25 protein-coding genes are annotated in these 26,898 nt (G+C 66.2%); 15 read left to right on the top strand and 10 right to left on the bottom strand.

The window, feature by feature from the left end; translation table 11 throughout:
- Positions 1–278: 278 nt before the first annotated feature.
- Positions 279–1,103 carry an IclR family transcriptional regulator gene (locus U5A57_RS13325; protein ID WP_321911506.1) on the top strand — a complete coding sequence of 275 codons (825 nt, stop codon included), beginning with the start codon at positions 279–281 and terminating at the stop codon, positions 1,101–1,103.
- 69 nt (positions 1,104–1,172) lie between these two features.
- Here the strand turns inward: U5A57_RS13325 and U5A57_RS13330 are convergent, their stop codons facing one another.
- The 4 genes from U5A57_RS13330 to phnF all read right to left on the bottom strand — a co-directional run bounded on the left by U5A57_RS13330 (position 1,173) and on the right by phnF (position 4,234).
- Entirely contained in the window at positions 1,173–2,093 is a 921-nt protein-coding gene (locus tag U5A57_RS13330) for a LysR family transcriptional regulator (RefSeq protein ID WP_321911508.1), read from the bottom strand.
- 112 nt (positions 2,094–2,205) lie between these two features.
- Positions 2,206–2,757: a phosphonate metabolism protein/1,5-bisphosphokinase (PRPP-forming) PhnN gene (gene phnN / locus U5A57_RS13335; RefSeq protein WP_321911510.1), complete on the bottom strand. Its 552-nt coding sequence runs from the start codon at positions 2,755–2,757 to the stop codon at positions 2,206–2,208.
- Positions 2,754–3,482, bottom strand: a complete 729-nt coding sequence (locus U5A57_RS13340; RefSeq protein WP_321911512.1) for a DUF1045 domain-containing protein — start codon at positions 3,480–3,482, stop codon at positions 2,754–2,756. The genes phnN and U5A57_RS13340 overlap by 4 nt, the downstream gene beginning before the upstream one ends.
- Positions 3,479–4,234 (bottom strand): phosphonate metabolism transcriptional regulator PhnF, encoded by a 756-nt coding sequence (phnF, locus tag U5A57_RS13345; RefSeq protein WP_321911513.1) that lies wholly within the window; start codon positions 4,232–4,234, stop codon positions 3,479–3,481. The genes U5A57_RS13340 and phnF overlap by 4 nt, the downstream gene beginning before the upstream one ends.
- Positions 4,235–4,455: 221 nt before the next feature.
- Here phnF and phnG point away from each other — a divergent pair, with 221 nt between their 5' ends.
- The 10 genes from phnG to U5A57_RS13395 all read left to right on the top strand — a co-directional run bounded on the left by phnG (position 4,456) and on the right by U5A57_RS13395 (position 14,716).
- Entirely contained in the window at positions 4,456–4,974 is a 519-nt protein-coding gene (gene phnG / locus U5A57_RS13350; RefSeq protein WP_321911514.1) for a phosphonate C-P lyase system protein PhnG, read from the top strand.
- Positions 4,971–5,612 (top strand): phosphonate C-P lyase system protein PhnH, encoded by a 642-nt coding sequence (phnH, locus tag U5A57_RS13355; protein WP_321911515.1) that lies wholly within the window; start codon positions 4,971–4,973, stop codon positions 5,610–5,612. Before phnG ends, phnH begins: the two co-directional genes overlap by 4 nt.
- Complete coding sequence (locus U5A57_RS13360) at positions 5,612–6,736, top strand: carbon-phosphorus lyase complex subunit PhnI (protein ID WP_321911516.1); 1,125 nt, start codon at positions 5,612–5,614, stop codon at positions 6,734–6,736. The genes phnH and U5A57_RS13360 overlap by 1 nt, the downstream gene beginning before the upstream one ends.
- On the top strand, positions 6,733–7,662 hold the full coding sequence (locus U5A57_RS13365; protein ID WP_321911518.1) for an alpha-D-ribose 1-methylphosphonate 5-phosphate C-P-lyase PhnJ: 930 nt from the start codon (positions 6,733–6,735) through the stop codon (positions 7,660–7,662). The genes U5A57_RS13360 and U5A57_RS13365 overlap by 4 nt, the downstream gene beginning before the upstream one ends.
- A complete protein-coding gene (gene phnK, locus U5A57_RS13370; RefSeq protein WP_321911520.1) occupies positions 7,659–8,429 on the top strand; it encodes a phosphonate C-P lyase system protein PhnK in 771 nt (256 codons plus the stop codon). The genes U5A57_RS13365 and phnK overlap by 4 nt, the downstream gene beginning before the upstream one ends.
- Positions 8,430–8,439: 10 nt before the next feature.
- Positions 8,440–9,249 carry a phosphonate C-P lyase system protein PhnL gene (gene phnL, locus U5A57_RS13375; protein WP_321911522.1) on the top strand — a complete coding sequence of 270 codons (810 nt, stop codon included), beginning with the start codon at positions 8,440–8,442 and terminating at the stop codon, positions 9,247–9,249.
- A 46-nt stretch (positions 9,250–9,295) separates the two neighbouring features.
- The gene (locus U5A57_RS13380) at positions 9,296–10,429 is read left to right on the top strand and encodes an alpha-D-ribose 1-methylphosphonate 5-triphosphate diphosphatase (RefSeq protein WP_321911523.1); all 1,134 of its coding nucleotides are present in this window, start codon (positions 9,296–9,298) and stop codon (positions 10,427–10,429) included.
- Between the two features lie 477 nt (positions 10,430–10,906).
- Positions 10,907–11,674 (top strand): ABC transporter substrate-binding protein, encoded by a 768-nt coding sequence (locus U5A57_RS13385; protein ID WP_321911524.1) that lies wholly within the window; start codon positions 10,907–10,909, stop codon positions 11,672–11,674.
- A 252-nt stretch (positions 11,675–11,926) separates the two neighbouring features.
- Positions 11,927–13,045: a succinylglutamate desuccinylase/aspartoacylase family protein gene (locus tag U5A57_RS13390; RefSeq protein ID WP_321911526.1), complete on the top strand. Its 1,119-nt coding sequence runs from the start codon at positions 11,927–11,929 to the stop codon at positions 13,043–13,045.
- Positions 13,046–13,546: 501 nt separating this feature from the next.
- A complete protein-coding gene (locus U5A57_RS13395; RefSeq protein WP_321911528.1) occupies positions 13,547–14,716 on the top strand; it encodes a porin in 1,170 nt (389 codons plus the stop codon).
- A gap of 174 nt (positions 14,717–14,890) precedes the next feature.
- On the opposite strand, the gene U5A57_RS13400 is transcribed toward U5A57_RS13395, so the two are convergent.
- Positions 14,891–15,232 carry a zinc ribbon domain-containing protein YjdM gene (locus U5A57_RS13400; RefSeq protein ID WP_321911531.1) on the bottom strand — a complete coding sequence of 114 codons (342 nt, stop codon included), beginning with the start codon at positions 15,230–15,232 and terminating at the stop codon, positions 14,891–14,893.
- Positions 15,233–15,381: 149 nt separating this feature from the next.
- Between U5A57_RS13400 and U5A57_RS13405 the strand changes: the two genes are divergently transcribed.
- On the top strand, positions 15,382–15,798 hold the full coding sequence (locus U5A57_RS13405) for a DUF6232 family protein (protein ID WP_321911533.1): 417 nt from the start codon (positions 15,382–15,384) through the stop codon (positions 15,796–15,798).
- 29 nt (positions 15,799–15,827) lie between these two features.
- Here the strand turns inward: U5A57_RS13405 and U5A57_RS13410 are convergent, their stop codons facing one another.
- A complete protein-coding gene (locus U5A57_RS13410; RefSeq protein ID WP_321911535.1) occupies positions 15,828–18,281 on the bottom strand; it encodes a glycogen/starch/alpha-glucan phosphorylase in 2,454 nt (817 codons plus the stop codon).
- 565 nt (positions 18,282–18,846) lie between these two features.
- Here U5A57_RS13410 and U5A57_RS13415 point away from each other — a divergent pair.
- Positions 18,847–20,199 carry an MFS transporter gene (locus U5A57_RS13415; protein WP_415774622.1) on the top strand — a complete coding sequence of 451 codons (1,353 nt, stop codon included), beginning with the start codon at positions 18,847–18,849 and terminating at the stop codon, positions 20,197–20,199.
- 95 nt (positions 20,200–20,294) lie between these two features.
- Here U5A57_RS13415 and ltaE read toward each other — a convergent pair whose 3' ends face one another.
- A complete protein-coding gene (gene ltaE, locus U5A57_RS13420; protein ID WP_321911775.1) occupies positions 20,295–21,299 on the bottom strand; it encodes a low-specificity L-threonine aldolase in 1,005 nt (334 codons plus the stop codon).
- 141 nt (positions 21,300–21,440) lie between these two features.
- Positions 21,441–22,169, bottom strand: a complete 729-nt coding sequence (locus tag U5A57_RS13425) for a peptidoglycan DD-metalloendopeptidase family protein (RefSeq protein ID WP_321911539.1) — start codon at positions 22,167–22,169, stop codon at positions 21,441–21,443.
- Positions 22,170–22,461: 292 nt separating this feature from the next.
- On the opposite strand from U5A57_RS13425, the gene U5A57_RS13430 reads away from it, so the two are divergent.
- Together U5A57_RS13430 and U5A57_RS13435 are read left to right on the top strand one after the other, a co-directional pair.
- Positions 22,462–22,782 carry a hypothetical protein gene (locus U5A57_RS13430; protein ID WP_254316654.1) on the top strand — a complete coding sequence of 107 codons (321 nt, stop codon included), beginning with the start codon at positions 22,462–22,464 and terminating at the stop codon, positions 22,780–22,782.
- A gap of 130 nt (positions 22,783–22,912) precedes the next feature.
- Positions 22,913–23,722 carry a DUF2968 domain-containing protein gene (locus U5A57_RS13435; protein WP_321911544.1) on the top strand — a complete coding sequence of 270 codons (810 nt, stop codon included), beginning with the start codon at positions 22,913–22,915 and terminating at the stop codon, positions 23,720–23,722.
- On the opposite strand, the gene U5A57_RS13440 is transcribed toward U5A57_RS13435, so the two are convergent.
- Entirely contained in the window at positions 23,723–24,646 is a 924-nt protein-coding gene (locus U5A57_RS13440) for a dihydrodipicolinate synthase family protein (RefSeq protein ID WP_321911545.1), read from the bottom strand. It abuts the gene before it with no gap.
- Positions 24,647–24,663: 17 nt separating this feature from the next.
- Entirely contained in the window at positions 24,664–26,391 is a 1,728-nt protein-coding gene (locus tag U5A57_RS13445) for an IlvD/Edd family dehydratase (RefSeq protein WP_321911547.1), read from the bottom strand.
- Positions 26,392–26,898: the final 507 nt, after the last annotated feature.

Raw genomic sequence — 26,898 nt, forward strand, 5'->3', positions numbered from 1 at the left:
AATGTCATGACATGCCAATATTCAGACTTAAATAATCGGCTCATACGTCAATATTTCTCGACCACAGCTAATTGACTGAAATCAAATAATTGAATGTCAATTGATCCAATGTGCGCATTTGACGCATGTCATGGCGCACCGCGCGATCGACGTTTGCTCGGGCGCCCCGCCCCGAAGGTTTGTGCCCCCTTCGACCCCGCCGCTTGTTGGCGAAACCGATCGCTTGCGCTATCTTGATAGCCTATCCAAGCGCCGCAGCAAGATCGACCGCCACGCCCATGAATTCCGCTTCCAGTGCCTCGCCAAACCGCTCCGCCGACCAGCAGGAGATCCCCGAAAAGCCGGGCGACTCCTATGTGCAGTCGTTCGCGCGCGGGCTTTCGGTCATCCGCGCGTTCAACGCCGAGCATCCCGAGCAGACCTTGACCGACGTCGCCGCCGCCACGGGCCTCACGCGCGCCGGGGCGCGCCGAATTCTGCTCACGCTGCAAACGCTCGGCTACGTCGAAGCGGAGGGGCGGCTCTTTCGCCTCACTCCGCGCATTCTCGACCTCGGCTTCGCGTACCTCACGTCGATGCCGTTCTGGAATCTCGCCGAGCCGGTGATGGAAGCGCTTTCGCAGGAGGTGCACGAGAGCTGCTCGGCGGCCGTGCTCGACCGCACCGAGATCGTCTACGTGCTGCGCGTGCCCACGCACAAGATCATGACGATCAACCTCTCGATCGGCAGCCGCCTGCCTGCGTATTGCACCTCGATGGGGCGTGTGCTGCTCGCCTCGCTCGACGACGCCGCGCTCGACGAAACGCTCGGCTCCTCGCCGCTCTACGCGCATACGGCGCGCACGGTCACCGACGTCGGCGAACTCAAGAAGATCATCGCGCAGGTGCGCCAGCAGGGCTGGGCGATCGTCGATCAGGAACTGGAAGGCGGGCTCATCTCGATCTCCGCGCCCATTCGCAACCGGCAAGGCCGCGTGATCGCCGCGATGAACATCAGCGGCAACGCGCAGCGCACTTCCGCCAAGCAGATGGTGAAGACCTTCCTCGATCCGCTCCAGCAAGCCGCGGCGCGCGTGTCCGGCATGGTCGCGCGGCGCACCTGAAGGCGACTGTTCGCCGCTTCCCGCCACTTCTCGCAACTGAGCGCGCCGCCCGGCGCGCTCGAAGCCAGTTCAGGCGACCTCGGCAAACACCTGCACGAGCCAGTCCGCGAAAGCGCGCACGCGCAGCGACAGCTGGCGGTTCTGCGGATACAGCACCGAAACTGGCAACGGCGGCGGCGGGTGGTCAGGCAGCACCACGCAAAGCTCGCCGTTGGCGAGCAGTTCGCGCACGCGATAGCGCGGCACCTGCACGATACCGAGCCCCGCCAGCGCGCCCGACGTGTAGAGTTCCGCGCCATTCACGGCGACCGGACCCGGCAGCGTCACGTTGACAACACCTTCGGGTGTCGTGAATTCGAGCGGAAGTGCACGGCCCGTAGCCGGCGAAACATAGTTCACGGCCCGATGACCTGCGCGGCCAGGATGTTCCGTGCGTGTGCCCGCGAGCGCCTCGATCGACTCCGGGTCGCCGTGCCGTTCAAGGTACGCGGGGCTCGCACAGGTCACCTGCTCGAGCAGCGCCACGCGCCGCGCGATCATCGACGAGTCGGCCAGCTCGCCCGCGCGCAGCACGCAGTCCACGCCCTCGCGCACGAGATCGACAAAGTGGTCGCCCGAGCCGATAAAAAGCTCGATGCGCGGGTAGCGCGCGAGAAAGTCGGGCAGGCGCGGCATCACGAAATACTGCGTGAGCGTGCCCTGCATGTTCACGCGCAAACGCCCCTGCGGATCGGTGTCGCGAAACGCCTCCTCGGTTTCCTCGAGGTCGGCGAGCAGGCGCATGCAGCGCTGGTAATAGGCGTCGCCGTCGAGCGTCGGCTTCACCTGGCGCGTGGTGCGCTCGAGCAGGCGCACGCCCAGGCGCGCTTCGAGACGCTTGATCGAATTGGTGACCGTCGCGCGCGGCAGGTTCAGATCCTCGGCCGCCTGCGTGAAGCTGCGGCGGTCGACGATGCGCGTGAAAATCTGCATCTCCTGGAAACGGTCCAAGGGCATTCTCGTTGAGTTCTCGGGTCGCCTGAATCTTCTCACGGCAACCGCACCCAACCAAAAATCCCCCAGCCCGGTCGAGCCCTTAAGCGGCTGTTAAGCGCGGCGCTGGCTACCCCGCCGCCGCCTGCCGCACGAGTTCGACGAACGCCTCGCCCGCTTCCTCCAGATGCCCGGAGTTGTCGATACGCGCGAACGCCGCGCCCGCCGGCACCTCGAACGGCGCGCGCCGCGCGAGGCGCGCCGCAACCTGCTCGGGCGTTTCGCGCGCGCGGGAAGCGAGGCGCGCGGCCAGCACGTGCTGCGCGGCTTCGATATGCACGAGCGTCATGCGCGGGTAGCGCTCGAACGCCTCGCCAGCGTAGGCACGCGAGCCGTTCACCACGACGGTGCAGCCAAGCGCCATCCACTGGTCGATCTCGACGCCCACGCCGTAGTGCAATGCATGGCTGCGCCATTGCAGCGCGAAGAGGCCGCGCTGCGAGCGCGCCTCGAACTCGGTTTCGGTGAGCGCGACGTGGTTCTCGCCGCCGCTGTCCTCGCGCGTGATGTAGCGATGCGCAAACACGACGTCCTGACCGGACAGGCGCTCGCGCGCGTACCGCAGCAGCGTGTCCTTACCCGCGCCCGAAGGCCCCATGACGTAGATCAGACCGCCCTTCATGCGCGCTCCCCCGCGAACGGCAGGCGGCGCCACAGCACGAACGGCGCGCCCGGCTCGGGTTCGACGAAGAGCGCCGCGCCCTGCACCGGCAGCGGGCCGGCATCGCGCATCCGCGTGTTCCAGGCATCGACGAGTTGTGCGCACGTTTGCGCGTCGTTCAGCGAATCGGATAGCGTCATGTGAAAGCGGAATTCTTCGAACACGTACGGGTAGCCCCACGCTTCGACGTACGCGCGCTGGCGCGACGTGAGCGGCGCGTCCAGGCGCTTCGCAAGTTCGGCGGGCGTTTGTGGAGCGCGCAGCGAACCGAGCGCGCGCAGTGCGTTGGCTGCCAGTTCGCGCAGTGCGGCTTCGCCGGCGTCGTCGGCGGGGCGCAGCGCCACGAAGCGGCCGAGCAACGCCGCTTCGACGTGGGCTTCGAAGCGCGCCTGCTCCTGCGCCCACTGCTGCGCGGCGGCAAGGAGCGCCGTGGGCGTCACGCCTCGCGACAGACGGAATGGCGGCACAAGGGTGCCGTGCCAGCCATAGCGGCGTGGCGCGACCGAGAGCGTTTCCAGCGGCTGCGGCAAGCCGGTGAGCCACGGCGGCGGCGCGAGGGTGTCGCCCGTTTCCGGATCGCGGCCAAGCCACGCGCAGCCCGCCTGCCACCACGCCGACTCGCGCGGCGGCGCATAGTAAAGCGCGAAGCGCGCGGCTTCGCTCCAGGCTTCGTGCAGCACGCTCATAGGTCGTGCTCCACCATCAGCTGCACGCGGTCGGCGGCGAAGTGCGTGACGCCGTACTTGATCGGCACGCCATCGAGATCGACGTCGACGTTCTCGACCCACAGCACCGGCTGCTGCCGGTTGATGTTCAGGCGGCGCGCCACTTCGGCATCGGGCAGCACGCTGCCAATACGGCTCCACTTGCGCAGATAGTCCGTCACGCCGTATTCGGCGAGCGCCTTCGACGTACTGTCGACACGTTCCATGACGACGGGCAGATCGGCGAAGCGCGCGGCGGGATACCAGCTGCGCGCATACGTGAGCGGCACGCCGTCCGACTCGTGCAGCGTTTCGAGCCGGTACACGAGCGCGCCCGCGCGCAGCCCGAGCGCCTTGGCGACCGTGGGGTCCGCCTTGCCGCGCGACGACGCGAGAAGCTTGCCCGCCGCCGCATGCTGATGACGCTTCAGATTCTCCGTAAAGCGCGTGCGCTTGCCGATGGTGTAATCGATTGCGCCGGGCTGCACGAAGGTGCCGCGCCCCTGCTCCACGCTCACGAGGCCCAGCGCCGCGAGGCCCAGCATCGCGCGCCGCACCGTGTGGCGGTTCACGTCGAAGCGGCGCGCAAGCTCGCCCTCGCTAGGCAGCCGGCCGTCTTCGCCGAAGCCCTTCGCAGCGATCTCCGCCGCGAGGATCTGTTCGATCTGCCGCCACACCGCCACCCCCGCGCCGCGCTCAAGCAGGCTCGACGGCGCCTCGTCGTTCGATGTCATGGTGCTGTCATTCCTCTCGGTTCCAATAGCGTTTTGTGCATTGTAGTGCGCAGGGCGTGATGGAAATATGAAAACCTCCGTTGCGCTCGCGTTGGACGACTGTACCACTAAACGTCTAGACGTTTAGATGAATAGATGGTTCAATCGATGTGCAGACCCGGGCTGTTCGCCAGGCGCAGTTGCCATGTCCGTTCTCACCCGTTCACGACACAGGAACTCCGATGAACGCTTCCTCCACCCCATCCTCCGCGACGGCCACCCGGCGCGCATGGATGGCCGTTCTCGCGCACACCCCGCGCGCCGAGCTTGAAGCGGCGCTCAGCGACGCGCTCGCCGGTGCACCCGAGCCCGCTTTCGACTGGCTGCGTCCGCCACAAACCGGACTCGCCATGGTCCGCGGGCGCATTGGCGGCACCGGCGACGCCTTCAATCTGGGCGAAGCCACCGTCACGCGCGCCACGCTGCGCCTGCGCGCCTCAAACGCCAATGGCATTGAAGGCGCCGATGCCAATGCGCCCGGCCCGGTCGGCGTGGCCTGCCATCTGGGCCGCGATAAACGCCGCGCCGAGCTGGCCGCGCTCGCCGACGCGCTGCTGCAGCTGCCCGCACGCCACGACCAGTTGCGCGTGCAGCTGATCGAACCGCTCGCGGCGCGCCTCGCCGCACGACGCGACGCACGCCGCGCCGACGCCGCCAGCACGCGGGTCGAGTTCTTCACGATGGTTCGAGGTGATGCATGAGCAACGAACGCAATGCCATGACGCCCGATTTGCTCGCGGCGCTCGCGCCCGGCTTCGGCGATCCCGTTCACGACACGCAGACCGTGTTCCGCACACTGCTCGACGCGCTCGCGCGCCCCGGCACGATCGGCGTCATCGAAACGCCGCTGCCCGCGGCCACGGCGGCGAATGCCTCGCCCGCGCGCGCCGGCCTCGCCGCCTTCGCCTCGCTGCTCGCACTCGCGGACTACGCGACGCCGGTCTGGCTCGCCCAGCCCGACGCCGCGCTCGCAGCCGCGCTGCGCTTTCACGCAGGCGCGCCGTTTGCGCAGGAAGCGCGCGAAGCCGCGTTCGCCTACGTTCATAACGCGGCCGCGCTGCCGCCGCTCGAAGCCTTCGCGTGCGGCACGCCCGAATCGCCGGAGCAGTCGGCCACCGTGTTCGTGCGCGTCGATTCGCTCACGGGCGGCGCGCCGCTCACGCTGCGCGGCCCTGGCATCGAAACGACCTGCAGCATCGCGCCCGCCGGCCTGCCCGAGCGCTTCTGGCGCGAACGCGCCGCCCTCGCACCGCACTTCCCGTGCGGCATCGACTTCTATCTCGTGTGTGGCGACCGTCTGATGGGCCTGCCGCGCACCACACTCGTGGAGATGCACTGATGTACGTCGCCGTCAAAGGAGGGGAACGCGCGATCGAAGCGTCGTGGCGTCTGCTCGACGAAGCACGCCGCGGCGACACGCGCGTGCCCGAGCTGAGCGTTGCGCAGATCCGCGAACAGATGCGCCTCGCCGTGGCGCGCGTGATGGCCGAAGGTTCGGTCTACGACGAAGAACTCGCCGCGCTCGCGATCAAGCAGGCAGCAGGCGATCTCGTCGAAGCGATCTTCTTGCTGCGCGCCTATCGCACCACGCTGCCGCGCTTTGGCTATACGCAACCGGTCGAAACGGAAAACATGGTGGTGGAGCGCCGCATTTCCGCGACCTTCAAGGATGTGCCCGGCGGCCAGGTGCTCGGCGCGACCTACGACTACACGCAGCGCCTGCTCGACTTCGCGCTGCTGGCCGAAGGCGACAGCGCGGAGACCGCCACGCCCGAGGCGCCGCGCGCAACGCCGCCCGCAGAGGCCATGCCGCGCGTGGTCTCGCTGCTCGACAAGGAAGGCCTGATCGAACAGGAAACGCGCTCGCCGCAAGCGCGCGAACCCGGCGACCTCTCGCGCGAGCCGCTGGCGTTTCCTGCCGATCGCACCGTGCGCCTGCAGAATCTCGCCCGCGGCGACGAGGGTTTCCTGCTCGCGATGGGCTATGCCACGCAGCGCGGCTACGCGCATTCGCACCCGTTCGCGGGCGAGATCCGTTTTGGTTCGGTCTGCGTAGAAATGATGCTGGACGAACTCGATGAGCCCGTCGAAATGGGCGAGATCGATCTGACCGAGTGCCAGATGATCAACCAGTTCGCGGGCGCGAAAGACGTGCCGCCGCAATTCACGCAAGGCTATGGCCTCGCGTTCGGGCACGCGGAGCGCAAGGCCATGGCGATGGCGCTCGTCGACCGCGCGCTGCGCGCCGAGGAGCTGGGCGAGACGATCGCCTCGCCGACTCAGGACATCGAATTCATGCTCTCGCACAGCGACAACGTGGAAGCCTCGGGCTTCGTTCAACACCTGAAGCTGCCGCACTACGTAGATTTTCAGGCGGAGCTGGAACTCGTGCGCAAGCTGCGCGCACAGCACGAAAGCGGCGCCGATGTCGACGCCGAAGCGCAAAACAAGGAGGCCGCATGAACGCGCCCGATACCTTGCAATCTCCCGCAGCCGAACTCGCGTCGCACGAAACACAGGCCGTCTCGGGCTATAACTTCGCGTACCTCGACGAGCAGACCAAGCGCATGCTGCGCCGCGCGCTGCTCAAGGCCGTGGCCGTGCCGGGCTACCAGGTGCCGTTCGCCTCGCGCGAAATGCCGCTGCCGTATGGCTGGGGCACGGGCGGCATTCAGGTGACGGCGGCGATCATCGGCGCGAAGGACACGCTCAAGGTCATCGACCAGGGCTCGGACGACACCACGAACGCCGTGAACATCCGCCGCTTCTTCGCGCGCACCACGGGCGTGGCCACCACGCGCCGCACGAGCGAGGCGTCGATCGTCCAGACGCGGCACCGCATTCCCGAAACGCCGCTCACCGACAAGCAAATCCTCGTGTACCAGGTGCCGATGCCCGAGCCGCTGTTCCGCCTGGAGCCGCGCGTGGCCGAATGCAAGAAACTGCATGCGCTCGCCGACTATGGCCTCATCAGCGTGAAGCTTTACGAGGACATCGTGCAGCACGGCAGTATCGCCACCACGTACGACTACCCGGTCACGGTGAATGGCCGCTATCTCACGTCGCCCTCGCCGATTCCGAAGTTCGACAACCCCAAGCTCCATATGAACGCCGCGCTGCAGTTGTTCGGCGCGGGCCGCGAGCGCCGCATCTACGCGATTCCGCCGTACACGCCGGTAAAGAGCCTCGACTTCGACGACCATCCATTCGAAGTGCAGCGCTGGGAGCATGCATGCGCGCTGTGCGGCTCGCGCGAAAGCTTCCTCGACGAGATGATCGTCGACGACGCGGGCAAGCGCATGTTCGTGTGCTCGGACAGCGACTACTGCCACGACCGCCGCGAAGATCTCGATGCGCACGCAACGAACGAAGCAGGAGAAAACGCATGACGCCGCTGCTAAGCGCAAGATCGCTCACGAAGCAGTACGGCGGCCGAAACGGCTGCCGCGACGTGAGCTTCGACCTGTATCCCGGCGAGGTGCTGTGCATCGTCGGCGAATCGGGCTCGGGCAAGACCACGCTGCTCAACGCGCTCGCGCTGTGCACGGAGTCCGACTCGGGCACGCTGCACTACACGAACTCGAATGGCGAAACGCTCGACCTGCGCACGCTTTCCGAGCCGCGCCGGCGCCTGCTAGCGCGCACCGAATGGGGCTTCGTGCAGCAGAATCCGCGCGACGGCCTGCGTGCCGGCGTTTCCGCGGGCGCCAATATCGGCGAGCCTTTGATGGCCGTGGGCGCGCGCCACTACGGGCAGATCCGCCACACGGCGCAGCAATGGATGCAGCGCGTGGAGCTGGACGCCCAGCGCATCGACGACTTGCCCTCGGCGTTTTCGGGCGGCATGCAGCAGCGCCTGCAAATCGCGCGCAACCTCGTCACGGGGCCGCGCCTCGTCTTCATGGACGAACCCACGGCCGGTCTCGACGTGTCCGTGCAGGCGCGCCTGCTCGACCTGCTGCGCACGCTCACGAGCACGCTGCATCTTTCGGTGCTGATCGTCACGCACGACATTGGCGTGGCGCGCCTGCTCGCGCATCGCTTGATGGTGATGCAAGGCGGCACGGTGGTCGAATCGGGCCTGACCGACCAGGTGCTGGACGACCCGCAACATCCCTATACGCAGACGCTGGTGGCCTCCGTGCTGCCGGTCTAGGATGATCGACATGACTTTCACTTCATCATCGGCTGAATCGTCGGCGGCGCGCGAAGGCCGCGGCACGCGCGCGTTCATCGAACGCCCCGCGCTCATGCTGCGCGCCGAAGACGTGCGCAAGACCTTCACGCTGCACGGCCAGGGCGGCATCGGCATCGAAGCGCTCGCAGGCGTTTCGCTCGACGTGGAGCGCGGCGAATGCATCGTTCTGGTCGGACCGTCGGGCGCGGGCAAGAGCACGTTTTTGCGCTGCCTGTACGGCAACTATCTCGCAAGCGGCGGCTCGATCGCCATCCGCGACGAGGGCGCGCCGCTCGAGCATCTGGAAATCACGGGCGCAGCGCCTCATGACATCCTGCGCCTGCGCCGCAACGTGGTGGGCTACGTGAGCCAGTTTTTGCGCGTGATTCCGCGCGTGAGTGCGCTCGACCTCGTGGCCGCGCCGCTCGTTTCGCGCGGTGTGGAGGAAGACGAAGCGCGCGAGCGCGCGCAAACTCTGCTTGCACGCCTGAACGTGCCGCAGCGCCTCTGGCCGCTCGCGCCCGCCACGTTCTCGGGCGGCGAGCAGCAGCGCGTGAACATCGCGCGGGGCCTGATCGCGCAGCACCGCGTGCTGCTGCTCGACGAACCCACGGCCTCGCTCGACGCGGAAAATCGCGAAGTCGTCGCGAGCCTGATTGGCGAGGCGCGCGAGCGCGGCGCGGCGATCGTCGGCGTGTTCCACGACGAGGACACGCGCGCGCGCGTCGCCACACGCGTGCTCGAACTCACCGCGCCGCGCGCGAGCGCAAACGATGCGCCGCTCACCGCTGCAGCCTGAATACCGCCTGAACGGCACCAACCGATATCTGATACGGAGCCTGACGATGTTGATCAAAAACGCTCGCATCGTGACGCGAGACGAAGTTTTCACCGGCACGCTAAGCGTGGAAGACGGCAAGATCCGCGACATCTCGCGCGGCTCGACCGCCGCGAGCGAAGCCGAAGACTGGGAAGGCGACTTCCTGCTGCCCGGCCTCGTCGAACTGCACACCGACAACCTGGAAAAGCACCTCGCGCCGCGCCCCGGCGTGCACTGGAACACCGACGCCGCATTCGTCATTCACGACGCGCAGATCGCGGCCGCCGGCATCACCACGGTATTCGACGCGCTCGCCATCGGCACGCGCCTCGCCGTGGGCGTGCGCGGCCGCGACGTGCAGCTTGCGAGCGCCAACGCCCTCAAGCGCTTTTCCGAGCGCAACCTGCTGCGCGCGGAGCACTTCCTGCATCTGCGCTGCGAAATCGCCACCGAAGACGTGATCGAGCTATTCGACACGCTCAGCGGCCACCCGCTGCTGCGCCTCGCCTCGGTGATGGACCACACGCCGGGCCAGCGCCAGTGGCACGACCGCGAGCAGTGGCGCAAATTTCAGGAGCGCCACGGCAAGTGGACCGACGAGCAAACGAACACCATGCTCGCCGAAATGGCCACTGAGCAGGAGCGCTACGCCGACGCGCACCGTCTCGAGATCGTGCAGCGTTGCCGCGCGCGCGGCATCCCGCTCGCGAGCCACGACGACACGCTCGTGGAGCACGTCGAGCAAGCCGCCGCCGAAGGCATCGTGCTCGCCGAATTCCCGACCACGCGCGTCGCCGCCGAGGAAGCGAAAAAGCGCGGCATCGCGACGATCATGGGTGCGCCGAATGTCGTGCGCGGCGGCTCGCACTCGGGCAACGTCTCGGCGCTGGAACTGGCGCAGGCCGACCTGCTCGATATCCTCTCTTCCGACTACGTGCCGTCGAGCCTCCTGACCGCCGCGTTCGACCTCGTGACCAAGGCAGACTGGACGCTGCCGCGCGCGCTCGCCACGGTCTCGTGGGAACCCGCCAGCAAGTCGGGCCTGCACGACCGCGGCGCGATCGAGCCGGGCCTGCGCGCGGACTTCGTGCGCGTGACCATGCTCGACACGCTGCCCGTGCCGCGCGCGACGTGGCGCGCAGGTGTGCGCGTGGTCTGACGGAGTTGACGCGGTGCAGCCGCTCGATCTGCTGCACCGCGACAAAAACGGCGCGCCGGTTGGCTTCATCCAGACCGAAAGCCGACGGCGCGCCATCGATTCGATTTCAATCTCCCTTCATATCGTTGACGACGCCGCGCTCACGCCGCCTCGCATTCCTCCGACTGTTGCGGCCGAGCATCGTGCAACCCCTCTAAAGCGCCTCGCAACGGCCCGCCCGTACTGGCTCGTACGCCTTATCCCACAAGGCTTTGCGTTAAATCGTACAAGCGCACGGGCGTACACTTAGCGGGTCACTTTCCCGCTATCCGGTATTACACTAGCGACGCAGCAATTTTGACCTGGTAAGCTTGCCGCGCTTTGCTGGCTGCAGGCTGGCGGGTCCAACAATAATCCAGCGCGAGCCGCGCCGGAAAATGCGCCTTGGCGGCACGACCGCACGCGGCGCGCCCTGAACCATCTCGAGGAGTACCCATAGTGAAGAAACTGCTTGCCACCCTCTCGGTTGCCCTGCTCGCCGTCTCGGCCGGCGTCGCCCACGCGAAGGACTGGTCCACCGTGCGTTTCGGCGTCGACGCCAGCTACGCACCGTTCGAATCCAAAGCACCCGATGGCAAGCTGGTCGGCTTCGACATCGACCTCGGCAACGAAATCTGCAAGCGCCTGAACGCCAAGTGCGTGTGGGTCGAGCAAGACTTCGACGGCATGATCCCGGGCCTGAAGGCCAAGAAGTTCGACGGCGTGCTCTCGTCGATGACGATCACCCCGCAGCGCGAGCAGCAGATCGCCTTCTCGGCGAAGCTGTTCAACACGCCGACGCGCCTCGTCGCCAAGAAGGGCTCGAGCCTCGCGCCGAGCGCTGACTCGCTCAAGGGCAAGTCGGTTGGCGTCGAACAAGGCACGATCCAGGAAACCTATGCCAAGGAAAACTGGGCACCGAAGGGCGTGAACGTCGTTCCTTACCAGAACCAGGACCAGGTCTATGCCGACCTGATCTCGGGCCGTCTGGACGCAGCGCTGCAGGATGAAGTGCAAGCGGATCTGGGCTTCCTGAAGACCCCGCGCGGCGCTGGCTTCCAGTTCGCCGGCAAGGAAATCCCGACGGGCGCCGCCGCTATCGGCCTGCGCAAGGAAGACGCCGACCTGAAGACGAAGATCGACAAGGCGATCGCCGACATGATCAAGGACGGCACGTACAAGAAGATCGAAGCCAAGTACTTCGACTTCGACGTGTACGGCGGCTAAGCACCCTAAGCACCGCATCGCGCCGGCGCTGCATCACGGCGCACGAAGCCCGGACTAGCGTCCGGGTTTTTTCTTTTGCGGATTTTTATTTCGGATTCCGTATTTTATGGGCGATGCCGGACATGCGCTCAGGCGGGCTGGTTCCGGCGCCGCGCTGAATCGGCTAAGATCGGTCTACGGCCCCTGCGTGTTCCTGCGGGGCCACATTCACTCCAACACCTTTTGCGGGCCGACGCGCCTCGCGCATTCATCATGCAAACCCGAAACCACCCGTTGATCGCGCCCGCCCTCGGTACCGCGCGGGAACTTGTCAGTTTCCACTACGGCAAAGCCGGCGCTAACCAGAAGGTCTACATCCAGTCCTCGCTGCACGCCGACGAGCTGCCGGGCATGCTCGTCTCGTGGGCGCTGCGCCGCAAGCTCGCGGAGCTGGAAGCCGCGGGCCGCCTGCGCGGCGAAATCGTGATCGTGCCGGTGCCCAACCCCGTGGGCCTGAATCAGCACTGGCTCGGGCACATGATCGGCCGCTTCGAATCGAACACGGCGCAGAACTTCAACCGCAATTTCCATGAGCTCACCGCGCTCGTGATGCCCAATATCGAGGCGCGTCTCGGCTCCGACGAAGCCGCGAACCGTACGGCCATCCGCGCGGCCATGGGTGAAGCGCTGGCCACGCAGCAGCCGAAGACCGAACTCGATTCGATGCGGCTCGCGCTCCAACGCCTTTCGTACGACGCCGACATCGTGCTGGACCTGCATTGCGACTGGGAAGCCGCCATGCACATTTACACGAACCCCGAGCTGTGGCCCGATGTCGAACCGCTCGCGCGCTATCTCGACGCGAAGGCGTCGCTCCTCGCGCTCAACTCGATCGGCAATCCGTTCGACGAGATTCACAGCTTCTGCTGGTCGGAGCTGCGCGAACATTTCGGCAAGCGCTATCCCATTCCGTACGGCTCGATTTCGGTCACGGTAGAGCTGCGCGGCCAGCGCGACGTTTCGCACGAGCTCGCCGAACACGACGCCCAGGCCATCGTCGACTATCTGATCGGGCGCGGCGTGATCGAAGGCACGGCGGCGCCGCTGCCGCCGCTCGCCCATGCGGCCACGCCGCTCGCGGGCACGGAGCCGATCGTGGCGCCTGCCAGCGGCGTGCTCGTGTTCCGCGTGGATTGCGGCACGTGGGTGGAGCGGGGCGCGGCAATTGCCGATGTCATCGACCCGCTCGCCGACACCGTGACAACGCTGCATGCGGGCGTGAGCGGCGTGATGTACGCACGCCACAGCGCGCGCTTCGCGACGGCCGGCATGGAGGTCGCACGCATTGCCGGTGAAAAGCCCATTCGCAGCGGCTCGCTCCTCTCGCTGTAACGGCAACGCCTTACCGTAAAAGGGCTCGCACCACCGGTGCGAGCCCTTTTTTCATGAGCTTTCCCCGTTATTTCAATTATTTCGGATAGCTAATTTCAAACTTCCATGAATCGATGGCAATCAGCCATGTAAAGCGCGCATTGATCGGCCGTTAATGCGTTCTTGAGATTAATCAATTCCAACTTGAAGCCAGATTCAAAAGATCGATTAACCCGGCAAATAGAAGAAAGCTTAGAAAAAAATTTTATATGGCCGAATGCCGCAATCCGGCCTTTCAAATTGACAGGAAAATCGGCCGCGAACCCAGTATTGGCGGGCCTCATGCGCCGTTCTTCCCGCGCGCAAGCCGTGTGTCGCATCCACACAACAGAACGACGACAATTTCCCTACAAAGCCTTACTGTCACATTCCTTTCGTTGTCGACCCTTAAATTGCAGCCCGTCGCATTGACCGGCCCATAAGAGGCTGGAGTAGTCATCTTTCCTTTACCCGGAGAAACAGTTGAAAAAGAAAATTCTGACCACCGCTATTCTTGCCTCGATTGCAGGCGTTGCCCACGCACAAAGCAGCGTGACGCTGTACGGCGTGATCGACGCGGGTGTGAACTACATCAGCAACGTGAAGAATGCGACGAACGGCAGCTCGCATCAGTTCTCGTATGGTGACGGCGTAGCTCAAGGCAGCCGTTGGGGCCTGCGCGGCACGGAAGACCTGGGCGGCGGCCTGAAGGCGATCTTCGTGCTCGAAAACGGCTTCAACAGCGGTAACGGCACGGCTGGCCAGGGCGGCGCGATGTTCGGCCGTCAAGCGTTCGTCGGTCTGACGCAATCGAACATCGGTTCGCTGACGTTCGGCCGTCAATACTCGTTCAACACGGACATTCTCGGCTCGCAGTACTCGACGGGTGGCAACACGGTTTCGGGTAACTGGGCCTACCACTTCAACGATATCGACCAGCTGACCTCGAGCCGCATCAACAATGCGGTCAAGTTCCAGAGCGTGAACTTCTCGGGCTTCACGTTCGGCGGTCTGTATGGCTTCTCGAACTCGACCTCGTTCGCCGGCGCACCGGCAACGGGCACGACGGCCAACCCGGTCGCCGGCTCGTCGCGCGCATACAGCTTCGGCGCGAACTACGGCTACGGCCCGTTCAGCCTCGGCGCTGCGTACACGAACATCACGTACCCGGGCCAGACCACGCCGTCGACGACGACGACGATCGCCAACGTGCCGCAGGGCACGCTGCGCGACCTGCGCTCGTTCGGCGTGGGTGGCCGCTACATCGTCGGCCCGGCAACGCTGTGGGCCCTGTGGACCAACACGCTGCTCTCGCCGATCGCCGGTTCGTCGACGCTCTACAACGCGTACGAAGCAGGCGGCAAGTACGCCTTCACGCCGGCTCTGTCGGCAGGCCTTGGCTACACGTACTCGCGCACCTCGGGCAGCCAGACGGCTCACTGGAACCAGGTCAACGCATCGCTTGACTACGCGCTCAGCAAGCGCACCGACGTGTACGGCCTCGTGTCGTACCAGGACGCGTCGGGCACGCTCGCGAACGGCCAGAAGGTTCAGGCGCAGATCGGCGACTCGGGCTCGAACATTTTCCAGCCGTCGGGCACGGGTTCGCAGGATCAAGTCGCGGTTCGCGTCGGTATCCGCCACAAGTTCTAAGCAACAGCGGCAGCCGGCGGCTCATCCCGCCGGCTCTGCTCGGCGCGCCGCAGCGCACGCTGCACGCCGCGCCTTACCGGACGGGGCATCCCTTGGGATGCCCCGCTTTTTTTTGGTTCATCGCAGTTCTGCCGCGGCGCAAGGGCAAAACCGGCGGGCGCTGGACGCCCTTCGTCACGCCTTCTTGACGAACTCCGACTTGAGGCTCATCGCGCCAAAGCCGTCTATCTTGCAATCGATATCGTGGTCGCTGTCCACCAGGCGGATATTCTTCACTTTGGTGCCCATCTTGATCACGCCACCGGAACCCTTGAGTTTCAGGTCCTTGATGACCGTGACGGTATCGCCGTCCTGAAGGACATTGCCCGCCGAGTCGCGATACACCCTGCCCGCCGTTTCGGCCGGCGCGGCGGCTTGCCGCGACCATTCGTGCGCACACTCCGGGCAGATGTAGACGTCGCCATCTTCGTAGGTGAACTCGGAATTGCATTTCGGACAGCGTGGCAATGCGCTCATGGTGAATCCCTGGTGCCGACTTGGGCAATAAAAGCGCGCAAGTATAGCGGCTGGCCATGCGTGCGGCCTGCGACGTTATGCCCGCCACGGCCCCACCCTGGCCCCGCTTCTGGTACGCTGCGCTCTCTCACCTCGCAGCTATCGAACCGATGGAACTCCCTTTCAACGAAGCCGCCGTCTCGGTCACGCGCAACGCGCTCTCCGCAGCCGGCCAGGTCTTCCCCATGCGCGACATCGAAGACGTGCGCATCGTCATCGGGCGGCGCAGCCGCGCCGTGCCCGTCGCGATCAGCCTCGTCGGTGCCGCCGGCGCTGTCGTGGGCGGCGTGCTCGGCTCGGCGGCCGGTCTCGCGTGCGGCGTGATGGTGATCGTGGTGGGCTGGCTCGCGTGGCTCTGGCAAGAGGCCATCCATCGGCTCTATGTCGTGACGGGCGGAGAATCGCGCGAGGCAGTCACGAGCCTCGACCCGGCATTCCTCGAACGCGTGGTCGAGGCAGTACGCATCGCCAAGGCCGCACAAGCGGCCCAGGCCGAAGGCGGCACGACGCGGCCAACGGCGCCCTGATTCTGCCGGTGGCACGGCAGACCTGCCCCTCACTCCATCTCGATCGATTTCACGTGCCAGATATCGCGGGCGTACTCCGCGATCGCACGGTCCGATGAGAATTTTCCCATTCCCGCCACGTTTTCGATCGCGCTCGCGGTCCACGCCGGCACGTCCATGAAGCGCTGGTCGGCGGCTTCCTGGGCCTCGATGAACGCCGAGTAGTCGGCCAGCACGAGGTAGTGGTCGCCCCAGTCCACGAGTGTGTGGAAGATATCCGTGTAGCGCGCCGTATCTTGCGGCGAAAAGAAGCCCGTGCGGATCTGGTCGAGCGCGCGGCGCAACTCGGCGTTTTCCTCGTAGACCTGGCGCGGCCGGTAGCCCGCGCAACGCAACTGGTCGACCTGATCGGACGTGTGCCCGAAGATGAAGATGTTGTCCTGCCCCACGGCCTCGCCGATCTCGATGTTCGCACCGTCCAGCGTGCCCATCGTGAGCGCGCCGTTGAGCGCGAGCTTCATGTTGCCGGTGCCCGACGCTTCGGTGCCCGCCGTCGAGATCTGCTCCGAAAGGTCCGCCGCGGGTATCAGCATTTCGGCCACGCTCACACCGTAGTTCGGCACGAACACCACCTTGAGGCGATCGCCCACCACGGGATCGTTGTTGATCTTCGCGGCCACGTCGTTGATCAGGTGAATGATCATCTTCGCCATGCGGTAGGCCGAGGCGGCCTTGCCCGCGAACAGCACGACGCGCGGCACCCAGTCGCGCTCCGGCGCTTCCAGAATGCGGTTGTAGCGTGTGATCACGTGCAGCACGTTGAGCAACTGACGCTTGTACTCGTGAATGCGCTTGACCTGCATGTCGAACAGCGCGTCGGGATTGAAGACAATGCCCGTGCGCTGCAACGCGCGGTGTGCGAGGCGCACCTTGTTGCTGCGCTTGGCCGCGCGGAACGCGGCTTCGAACGCGGCATCGCCACGCAGCTTGCGCAGCGCGCCCAATTCGAAGAGATCGCTGCGCCAACGCGGCCCGATCGCTTCGTCCACGAGGTGCGCGAGTGGCGGGTTCGCCTGCGCGAGCCAGCGGCGCGGCGTGATGCCGTTGGTCACATTCGTGAAGCGGTCGGGAAAAAGGCGCGCGAAGTCGGCGAAGATATCGCGCGTCATCAGTTGCGAGTGCAACTTCGAGACGCCATTCACCTTTTGGCTCGCCACGATCGCGAGATAGGCCATGCGCACGCGGCGCTGGCCGTATTCGTCCACGAGCGAGATGCGGCGGATCTGGTCGAGATCGTGCGCGCCGCGGTCGCTCGCTTCGCGCAGGAACGCCGCGTTGATGTCGAAGATGATTTCGAGGTGGCGCGGCAGCAAACGCGCCAATAGTTCGACGTCCCAGGTTTCCAGCGCTTCGGGCATCAGCGTATGGTTGGTGTACGAGAACACGCGGCGCACGTGGGCCATCGCATCGTCCCACGGCAGATGATGCACGTCCACGAGCAGGCGGATCAATTCAGGAATCGCCAGCACCGGGTGCGTGTCGTTCAGGTGCACCGCGACCTTTTCGGAGAAGCGCCCGAACGTGCTGTGTGTGCGCAGGTAGCGGCGAATCAGGTCCTGCATCGTCGCCGAGACGAAGAAATACTCCTGGCGCAGGCGCAACTCGCGCCCGGCCATCGTCGAGTCGTCGGGATAGAGCAGGCGCGAGACGTTCTCGGAGATGTTGCGCGCTTCCACGGCGCGCTGATAGTCGCCCTGGTTGAACGCCGAAAGATCGAGTTCTTCATCCGCGCGCGCGGACCACAGCCGCAGCGTGTTGGTCGCGCTCGTGGCGTAGCCGGGAATCACCGTGTCGTAGGCCATGGCGTTCACATGCTGCGTGTCGACCCACTCCACATGCCCGTTGCGCTGCAAGGTGCGGCCGCCAAAATGCACGGGGTACTGGACCTCGGGCCGCGGAAACTCCCAGGGGTTGCCGTAGCGCAGCCAGTAGTCAGGCGCTTCGACCTGCTCGCCGTTCACGATCTGCTGGCGGAACATGCCGTAGTCGTAGCGAATGCCATAGCCAAAGCCCGGAATGCCGAGCGTCGCCATCGAATCGAGAAAGCACGCCGCCAGCCGGCCGAGGCCACCGTTGCCGAGCGCGGCGTCGGGCTCGTAATCGAGCACGGTCTCCATGTCGACGCCCACACTCGCGAGCGCCTCTTTCATCTGCTCGTGAATGCCGAGTGCGATCAGCGCGTTCGAGAACGTGCGGCCGATGAGAAACTCCATCGACAGGTAATAGACGCGTTTGACGTCCTGATCGTACTGGCGGCGCGTGGTGATCATCCAGCGCTCGACGAGGCGGTCGCGCACGGCGAGCGCCGCGGCGTGCAGCCAGTCTTGCGGACGCGCCGTGACGGCGTCCTTGCCGACACCGTACATCAGGCGATTGGAGAGGGAACGGCGCAGCGCTTCGACGCTGCTTTGCAACTGATCGAACTCGAGACCGATGGCTGTCATCGACGACTCCTGTCGAAGAAGCAGAGCGTCCCAAAATGGTGCAGGACGCGCGGTTGTTCCGGGCCTGCGCCGCGCGGGGCGGAACGGGACGATGACGCATCGGCGTCGCGGCGCAAAAGGCCGGCACCGCTCGCCAGCGAGCGCAGATCAATTTGCAGAGTAGTGCATTTTCAAATCGTGTGCGGCGGCGCGCAAATCGCGCGCGGACGCTAGCCGCCCGGCAGGCGGAACCCGCCGACCGCCTCGATCCCTTGCCATGCGGACGGCTCCGCGCGCGCCGCGCGGCGGCACGCGTGCGCGCGACGGGACTGGCAGTTAGTTGCGATATGACGGCGCTCGATGGCATTTGACGACGATTGCGCGCGGCCCAAAGCCTTACAGTCACCCCACGCTCTGAAGCGTCTCCTGCAAAACCAGCCGGGCTCTGTAACAATCGCAAAGTTCGTCCGTGCGGCCCGCGCCGCAGCCTTCATCGTCCCACCCGCCCGAGACTGTCTTGTCCGAAACCCTTTCCGCGGCGCGCGAATCCCGCAATACCGGCCATTCCGAGCCCCCCGACGCGCCCATGTCCGCGAAGACCCGCCGCGCCATGGGCGCGGTGATGCTCGCCGTCGCGCTCGCCACGCTCGACACCGCCATCGCCAACACGGCGCTGCCCGCCATCGCCACCGATCTGCACGCGGCCCCCGCCGCCTCGGTGTGGATCATCAACGCGTACCAGCTCGCGATGGTCGCCACGTTGCTGCCGCTCGCGGCGCTCGGCGACATCATCGGCCACCGGCGCATCTATATCAGCGGCCTCGCGATCTTCACGGTCGCTTCGCTCGCCTGCGCGCTCGCGCCCACGCTCACCGCGCTCGCCGGCGCGCGCGTGCTGCAGGGGCTCGGTGCGAGCGCCATCATGAGCGTAAACACGGCGCTGATCCGGTTTCTTTACCCGCCGCACCGGCTGGGGCGCGGGCTCGGCATGAACGCGCTGGTCGTGGGCGTTTCGTTCGCCGTGGGCCCGACCATGGCATCGCTAATCCTCTCCGCGGGCACCTGGCCGTGGCTCTTCGCGATCAACGTGCCGCTCGGCGTGGTCGCGCTCGTGTTCGCGCTGCCGGCGCTGCCGCAAACGGCGCGCGGCAAGCACGCGTTCGATCCCGTCGCGGCGGTGCTCAACGTCATTACCTTCGCGGCGCTGATCTTCGCGCTCGGCGAAGCCGCGCAGCGCGCGCCCGGCGTCGAAGTGGCCATTGCCGCCGTCGTGGCGCTGGTGTTCGGCGCGCTGCTGATCCGACGTGAAGCCGGACATCCCGCGCCGATGCTGCCCGTGGATCTGTTCCGCCGGCCGGTATTCGCGCTTTCGTCGGTCACCGCGATCTGCTCGTTCGCGGCCCAGGGCCTCGCGTTCGTTTCGCTGCCGTTCTATTTCGAAACCGTGCTGATGCGCAGCCAGGTGGAGACCGGCTTCCTGATGACACCCTGGCCCGTGGTCGTGGCCGCCGCGGCGCCCATTGCGGGACGCCTCTCCGACCGCTATCCGCCGGGCCTGCTCGGCGCGATCGGTCTCGCGATCCTCTCGGCCGGCATGGCGTCGCTCGCGTTGCTGCCTGCGCACCCTTCGGTGACGGATATCGTCGTGCGCATGGCGATCTGCGGCGCGGGCTTCGGCTTTTTCCAGTCGCCCAACCTGCGGGCGATCATGGCGAGCGCGCCGCCCGAGCGCAGCGGCGGCGCGAGCGGCACCATCGCCGTCTCGCGTCTGCTCGGGCAGACCACCGGCGCGGCGTTGGTCGCGCTGTGCTTCGGGATCGTGGGCCGGCACGGCCCGACGCTCGCGTTGGGCCTTGGTTGCGCCTTTGCGGGCGCGGCGGCCATTGCGAGCGGGCTGAGGCTCTTCGCGCCCTCGCACCGGGCGGTGCAGGGCGGGTAATTCAGGTAGTGCAGGTAGTGCGTGCGATGCAGCCCGCTGAGGCCTGAGGCAAAGACGCGCTGGTGAAGCGCGCCTTTGCGAGCCGATCTATCGGCTCAGCGCGCGAAGTAACCCTTCACCGCCGCCACGAACGTATCGATATCGGCGGCCGTGACGTCGAGGTGCGTCACGAAGCGCGACGCGTACAGCATCTGCGTGAGGATGCCGCGCTCCTTCAGATACGCCTCCAGGGGCGCGCAGTGCTCCTGCGGGAACTGCACGAACACCATGTTCGTGGCTTGCGACATGACCTTGACCTGATCGATCTGCGCGAGACCGGCGGCAAGACGCGCGGCGTTCGCGTGGTCGTCGGCCAGACGCGCAACGTTGTGATCGAGCGCGTAAAGGCACGCGGCCGCGAGCACGCCCGACTGGCGCATCCCGCCGCCCAGCACCTTGCGCCAGCGATGCGCGGCGTCGATGAGCGCGCGGCTGCCCACCAGCACCGACCCCACCGGCGTGCCCAGGCCCTTCGAAAAGCAGATCGACACCGAGTCGAAGCCCGCCGTGAGCGCCTCGAGCGGCTGGCCCGAAGCGACCGCCGCGTTGTACACGCGCGCGCCGTCGAGGTGCGTGGCAAGCCCGCGCTCATGCGCGAGCTGCGTGGCCTTCGCGACGTAATCCGCCGGCAGCACCTTGCCGCCGATGGTGTTTTCGAGCGCGAGCAGGCGCGTACGCGCGAAGTGGTCGTCGAACGGCTTGATCGCGGCGGCGATGCGTTCGAGCGGGATCGAACCGTCTTCGGCGTTGTCGAGCGGCTGCGGCTGGATGCTGCCCAGCACGGCCGCGCCGCCGCCCTCGTACTTATAGGTGTGCGCCGCCTGGCCGACGATGTACTCGTCGCCGCGCGCGCAATGCGCCATCAGCGCGGCGAGGTTGCTTTGCGTGCCGCTCGGGAAAAATAGCCCCGCCTCCTTGCCCGCCTCCTGCGCCATGCGCGCCTGCAGGCGCAGCACGGTCGGGTCGTCGCCCCACACGTCGTCGCCGGTTTCGGCGCGGGTCATGGCGGCGAGCATGGCTTCGCTCGGACGGGTGACGGTGTCGCTGCGCAGGTCGATCATTGCGATGAAATCCTCGTGGTTGAAGCACGCGCGCGGCAAACGTGCGCGCGCCTTGTCGGGCGCGCGCTCTCGCGGCGTGAGAACCATCGAGTGTATTTTCAAACGGCGGCCCAGCGCAATGCCGGGGCGCTCGCGCCGCGGCTAGTGCGCGAGCAGCGGCAGCGGATCGACGGGCTTGCCGTCGCTGCGGACTTCGAACTGAACGCCGCCGGAGCCCATTTCCGCGATCGGCTGGCCTTGCGAGACGGCGTCGTCTTCCTTCACGAGCAGCCTGCCGTTGCGGCCATAGGCCGTGACGACCTGGTCGTTGTGCTTGATGATCACGAGCGGTCCGTAGGCCTCGATACCCGTGCCCGCGTAGACCACCCGGCCAGCGGCAGCGGCCTTGACCTCCTCGCCGGGCGTGCCGCCGATCACGATGCCGGTGGACTTGCCCGGCACGAAGCGCTGCAGGATCGGGCCGCGTGCGGGCCACGCGAGCGCGATGGCGGGCGCGACGGGCGCGGGCATGGCTACGCCGGCTGCGGCGGGGGCGCTGGGCGTCTGCGCCTGCCCAGGTGGCGTGGGCGCCGGGTAGTTGGGTGGGGGGGCGACGCGCAGCACCTGGCCGGGCAGGATCTGCACGTTGGCTGAAGGCAGCTGGTTCCAGATCGCGATGTCCTGCGGACGCTGGCCGAAGGCCCCGGCGACGCGCGCGAGTGTGTCGCCCGGATTGACGCGGTAGTAGCCCGCCGGCACGCCGCTCGTGGACACTGGAGGCGCGCTCGGGGACTCCGCCCACGGCGTGAAGGTGCTGCTACAGGCGCTGCAGACGAGCGTAAGGGCGGCCAGCGCCGCATACGCGCCCGGGTTTCGCCGTTGTCGATTCATCTTGCTGTTCCTCGCTTGGTCCTCGCGTATGAAGAAAAAATACGCGTAGGGGATGCGCGGCGGGCCGCAGGCGTTCGCTTGCGCGCCACATTCCGCGCGAATTGCATCGATGCCAGGCCGGAAATGGCGAACGTCCCCCATTATATCGTTCATGCCCGAACCGCCTTTTTTAGCCGGCATGCGCGCCCCGCCTGCGTTTGCGCGGGTCAACGCCTATACTGGTTCACGCGTCACCCGATAATCAGATGAAAGGCCTCTCGCTGCAGTCCCAATGGCCCTGAGGGATCCGAGAATGAACAAAGCCACCTTTCTTTCGCTGCAGCTCAACGTCGAAGATGTCACGTCGTCGCCGGGCCTCGTCGAATTGTTGAACAACCATCTCATCTTCGCAGCCGACGTGGCCGAGGCCGCCGACGAACTGGTGCAGCACGCCAGCATCGCGCGGCTTTCCGGCGCCACCCAGGCGTGCGTGGAAATTCCCGCCGTAGTCATCGAGCGCCTGCGCGATGCGCTCGACACCCTGAGCGGCTATGACGAAACGTGGCTTTTCGCACTCGAACCCGGCCGTGCGCTCTTCGACGACATTGCACGCCGGCCGCGCCTGCTTCACTAGTACACGAACCCGGAGCGGACGGCGCCCTACCCGCATCGCCCGCCCCATTTGCCTGCGCGCTGGCGCCTGTGTGCCACGCTGCCGCGCGCGGAGCGCCTCGTTTTTGGCGCGCCAAACTGGGGGAACCGCCGTGAAATCCATTTTGAACCGCCGTAACACCGCGCTCTCTGGCGCACCATCGCGCATCCTTGCCGTGGCCCATGATGCCGCCACGCAACGCGCCGTCGCAAGTGAAGCTGCCAGCCGCGCGCCGCAATCCGCGGCCAATCCCGCCGATTCCGCAGTGACGCCAACCGAGACCACCGTCGAGATCGAGTCGCGCGCGGAGGCGACCGTGGTATCCGAGGGCGCCGGCGGAACGCGAACGGTGTCCACACTCCATCCGGTGCCGGTCATGCCCGCGCACCTGAACGGCCGCCCGGTGCAGATCGCCGACGGCGCCGCGTTCGAAGCGCTCCACGCCGCCGACGAGTTGATGACGTTCCGCGTGTACCGCTGCTTCGCGTATACGGTTAGCCTCTTCTTCCATGCGCCCACGCTCGGCTACTTCGTCGCGCTACATCAGGAAAGCGTACTGTGGCGCGCGCTGAAAGCCAACGATCTCGACGCGGCCGGCTCGGCGTTTCACTTGATGCAGGAGCAAGCCACGCGCCTCGCCGACGGCGAAACGCGCCGCGTGCAGCTCGTTGCGCAAAACGCGGAACTCTCGCGGCAAATCGAGGAGTCGGAAGCCCAGGCCGAACGCCTGCGCGTGGACCTGCAGCGCCACGCGGAACAGGAGGTGACGGTGACGGGCCGCCAGAGTCAGGTGCGCAAGGAAGTCGCTCAGCTGGAGGCGCAGCGCATCGCCGCGCAGGCGCAGTTGAACAAGGCACACCGGGCGCTGCATCAGCTCAAGGTCGCGACGAGCGAGGGCGTGCCGCATCTGCATGCGCGGTGATCACGCAAGCGGGCCCAGTTGCCGCGCGAATCGCCGGGCGGCTTCCAGGCCGAAGCGGCTCGGCGCCAGCTTGACGTCGCGCTCGTACTCGACGTCGATGCCCATGCGCCACGCCGCGATGCGCTTGCCGTAGCCAATCAGCGTATCGAGCGACTGCATGACGAAGACGATGGCAGGCAGCACCTGCTGGTAAAGGGTCTGCGCGCGCTCGATATCGCCTGAACGGAACGCCGTGTAAATCTGCTGCTGCCAGTCGAAGCAGTCGGGCGCGACGATCATGCCCGCGCAGCCGGCGCGCAGGTTATCGAGCAATTCCATGCCGCCGCGCCCGTTGAGCACGGGCATCAGGTCGCCGATCTGCGCGATCGTTTCGGCAATCGTCACCGCGGGGCCTTCACCTTTGAGCACACGGAAGTTCGGACATTGCGCCGCAAGCGCGCGCAAACTGCCCGGCGAAAGCCCGACGCCCAGATACTCCGGCGCGTTCTGAATGCCGACCGTCACATCCAGCCCCGTCATCACGCCAGCGAAGAAGTCGAAATAGAACGATTCGGGCTGTGCGCTTTCGCCCTGCGCGCGCGCCGGCGGCTGGAGGATCAGCCACGCCGCGCCGCGCTCGATGGCGAATTGCGCGAATTCGCGCTGCGCCGCCACCGTGGGACCGCTCACCGTGACGGCAAGCGGCAGCGCGCCGCCGCTGTCCTCCTGCGCCCAGTCGATCACCTGCTCGCGTTCGGCGCGCGAAAGCTTGTTGACCTCGGTCGCGAGCCCGAGCACCGCCATGCCCGGCGCCCCGCCGCGCACGGCCGCTTCGACCTGGCGGCGCATGGCCGCGCGGTCGAGGCGGTTTTCGCGATCGAAGAACGCGTAGAGGATCGGATAGATGCCGGCAATGTCGCCGACGGATGTGGCAGGCGCTGCCATCGCTGCCTCCGGCACGATCAGTGCGAGTCGCGCGGCACGGCCGCACCGCTCGCGCCAACGAGAAAGTCCAGGTCGGCGCCCTTGTCGGCCTGCAGCACGTGTTCGACGTAAAGCCGGTAATAGCCGCGCTCGGGCAGCTCGGGCGCCTTCCATTCAGCCTTGCGGCGCGCGAGTTCCTCGTCGGAGACTTCCAGGTGCAGGCGCCGCGCCGCGACGTCCAGCTCGATCATGTCGCCCGTGCGCACGAGCGCGAGCGGACCGCCCGCCGCCGCTTCGGGCGACACGTGCAGCACGACCGCGCCATACGCCGTGCCGCTCATGCGGCCATCCGAGATGCGCACCATGTCGGTAATGCCCTTTTGCAGCACCTTCTTCGGCAGCGGCATGTTGCCGACCTCGGCGAAACCGGGGTAGCCCTTGGGCCCGGCGCCCTTGAGGACCATGACGCAATGCTCGTCGATATCGAGCGAAGCGTCGTCGACCTTTGCGTGCAGTTCCTCGACGTTCTCGAACACCACCGCGCGGCCGCGATGACGCAGCAGCGCGGGCGTGGCGGCAGAAGGCTTGATGACCGCGCCGTCGGGCGCGAGGTTGCCCTTGAGCACGGCGATTCCCGCTTTGGGCTTGAACGGCTGCGCAAACGAGGTAATGACTTCGGCGTTGTAGTTCGGCGCCTCGGCCACGTTTTCCCAGATGGTTTTACCGTTGACGGTCAACGCGTCCCGATGCAGCAGCCCTTGTTCGCCGAGTTGGCGCAGCACCGCGGGCAAGCCGCCCGCGTAATAGAAGTCCTCCATCAGGAAGTGGCCTGAAGGCTGCAGATTTACGAGGCACGGTATGTCCGAGCCGAGTTCCCAGTCGTCGAGCGAAAGCGGCACGCCAATGCGCCGCGCGAGCGCGAGCAGATGCACGACGGCATTGGTCGAGCCGCCGATGGCCGCGTTGGTGCGGATCGCATTTTCGAATGCCGCGCGCGTGAGGATCTTCGACATCGTGAGGTCTTCGCGCACCATCTCGACGATGCGCCGGCCGGCGAGTTGCGCGAGCACCTGGCGGCGCGCATCGACAGCGGGGATGGCCGCATTGTGCGGCAGCCCCATGCCGAGCGACTCGACCATCGAGGCCATCGTGGACGCGGTGCCCATGGTCATGCAGTGGCCGCGCGAGCGGTTCATGCACGACTCCGCCTCGACGAATTCGGCCTGCGACATCGTCCCCGCGCGCACTTCCTCGGACATTTGCCACACGCCCGTGCCCGAGCCGATTTCGTGGCCGCGAAAACGTCCGTTGAGCATCGGGCCGCCCGACACGGCGAGCGCGGGCAAGTCGCACGACGCTGCGCCCATCAGCAACGCCGGCGTGGTCTTGTCGCAGCCGACGAGCAAAATCGTGCCGTCGATCGGATTGCCGCGAATCGACTCTTCGACGTCCATTGAAGCGAGGTTGCGAAACAGCATCGCGGTGGGCCGCAGGTTCGACTCGCCAAGCGACATCACGGGAAATTCGAGCGGCAGGCCACCGGCTTCGTACACGCCCTTCTTCACGTACTGCGCGAGCTCGCGAAAATGCGCGTTGCACGGCGTGAGTTCCGACCACGTATTGCAGATGCCGATGACGGGGCGGCCGTCGAATGCGTCGTGAGGGATGCCCTGATTCTTCATCCACGAGCGGTGGATGAAGCCGTCCTTGTCGGCTTTGCCGAACCAGGCCTGGCTGCGCAAGGGCTTGCGGGTGGAGCGGGTCATGGCGGGGCGTCTCCTGTCGCTGGGCAACTGTTATGGAAACTGCCGACCGATCATAGGAGTGGCGTCCGGACCCGTCAATGTTTGCTACGGCGTCCTTAGACAGCGGAAAACGCGCCACAAAAAAGTACGGGCCGGTGGAGAACCGGCCCGCGCTGGACTGCCTTTTGCAACAACGTACTGCGTACTGCCTGCTACACATCATGCGTACTGCTACTGCACGGCTGCACCTCTCACTGCGCCAGCCAACTTCAACTACCTTCTGCTCTCTCTGCGTACTGCAACTGCTTCACTGCAACAACTGACCTGCGTACTGCCTACTGCGTATTGCAACTGCACACTGCGAACTGCCACTTCTACTGCAACCGCTCTCTACGTACTGCGACTGCAACTTCTACCGCAACAACTCACTGCGTACTGCAACGACTCAAACTACAACTTCTGCTGCAACTACCAACTACGTACAGCGACAACTCACTACAGGGGGTAGCTTGCCGGAACCGCCGGGAG

Source organism: Paraburkholderia sp. J11-2 (assembly GCF_905220185.1).
Lineage (GTDB): Bacteria > Pseudomonadota > Gammaproteobacteria > Burkholderiales > Burkholderiaceae > Paraburkholderia.

Bases quoted from the DNA above. Each gene is read 5' to 3' on its own strand.
- phnH (WP_321911515.1), top strand. From the start codon at position 4,971: ATGAGCAACGAACGCAATGCCATGACGCCCGATTTGCTCGCGGCGCTC.
- U5A57_RS13415 (WP_415774622.1), top strand. From the start codon at position 18,847: ATGTCCGCGAAGACCCGCCGCGCCATGGGCGCGGTGATGCTCGCCGTC.
- U5A57_RS13340 (WP_321911512.1), bottom strand. From the start codon at position 3,482: ATGAGCGTGCTGCACGAAGCCTGGAGCGAAGCCGCGCGCTTCGCGCTT.
- phnF (WP_321911513.1), bottom strand. From the start codon at position 4,234: ATGACATCGAACGACGAGGCGCCGTCGAGCCTGCTTGAGCGCGGCGCG.
- U5A57_RS13380 (WP_321911523.1), top strand. From the start codon at position 9,296: ATGTTGATCAAAAACGCTCGCATCGTGACGCGAGACGAAGTTTTCACC.
- U5A57_RS13365 (WP_321911518.1), top strand. From the start codon at position 6,733: ATGAACGCGCCCGATACCTTGCAATCTCCCGCAGCCGAACTCGCGTCG.
- phnN (WP_321911510.1), bottom strand. From the start codon at position 2,757: ATGAAGGGCGGTCTGATCTACGTCATGGGGCCTTCGGGCGCGGGTAAG.
- U5A57_RS13430 (WP_254316654.1), top strand. From the start codon at position 22,462: ATGAACAAAGCCACCTTTCTTTCGCTGCAGCTCAACGTCGAAGATGTC.
- U5A57_RS13405 (WP_321911533.1), top strand. From the start codon at position 15,382: ATGGAACTCCCTTTCAACGAAGCCGCCGTCTCGGTCACGCGCAACGCG.
- phnL (WP_321911522.1), top strand. From the start codon at position 8,440: ATGACTTTCACTTCATCATCGGCTGAATCGTCGGCGGCGCGCGAAGGC.
- U5A57_RS13410 (WP_321911535.1), bottom strand. From the start codon at position 18,281: ATGACAGCCATCGGTCTCGAGTTCGATCAGTTGCAAAGCAGCGTCGAA.
- U5A57_RS13425 (WP_321911539.1), bottom strand. From the start codon at position 22,169: ATGAATCGACAACGGCGAAACCCGGGCGCGTATGCGGCGCTGGCCGCC.
- ltaE (WP_321911775.1), bottom strand. From the start codon at position 21,299: ATGATCGACCTGCGCAGCGACACCGTCACCCGTCCGAGCGAAGCCATG.
- U5A57_RS13360 (WP_321911516.1), top strand. From the start codon at position 5,612: ATGTACGTCGCCGTCAAAGGAGGGGAACGCGCGATCGAAGCGTCGTGG.
- U5A57_RS13400 (WP_321911531.1), bottom strand. From the start codon at position 15,232: ATGAGCGCATTGCCACGCTGTCCGAAATGCAATTCCGAGTTCACCTAC.
- phnK (WP_321911520.1), top strand. From the start codon at position 7,659: ATGACGCCGCTGCTAAGCGCAAGATCGCTCACGAAGCAGTACGGCGGC.
- U5A57_RS13440 (WP_321911545.1), bottom strand. From the start codon at position 24,646: ATGGCAGCGCCTGCCACATCCGTCGGCGACATTGCCGGCATCTATCCG.
- phnG (WP_321911514.1), top strand. From the start codon at position 4,456: ATGAACGCTTCCTCCACCCCATCCTCCGCGACGGCCACCCGGCGCGCA.
- U5A57_RS13390 (WP_321911526.1), top strand. From the start codon at position 11,927: ATGCAAACCCGAAACCACCCGTTGATCGCGCCCGCCCTCGGTACCGCG.
- U5A57_RS13445 (WP_321911547.1), bottom strand. From the start codon at position 26,391: ATGACCCGCTCCACCCGCAAGCCCTTGCGCAGCCAGGCCTGGTTCGGC.
- U5A57_RS13325 (WP_321911506.1), top strand. From the start codon at position 279: ATGAATTCCGCTTCCAGTGCCTCGCCAAACCGCTCCGCCGACCAGCAG.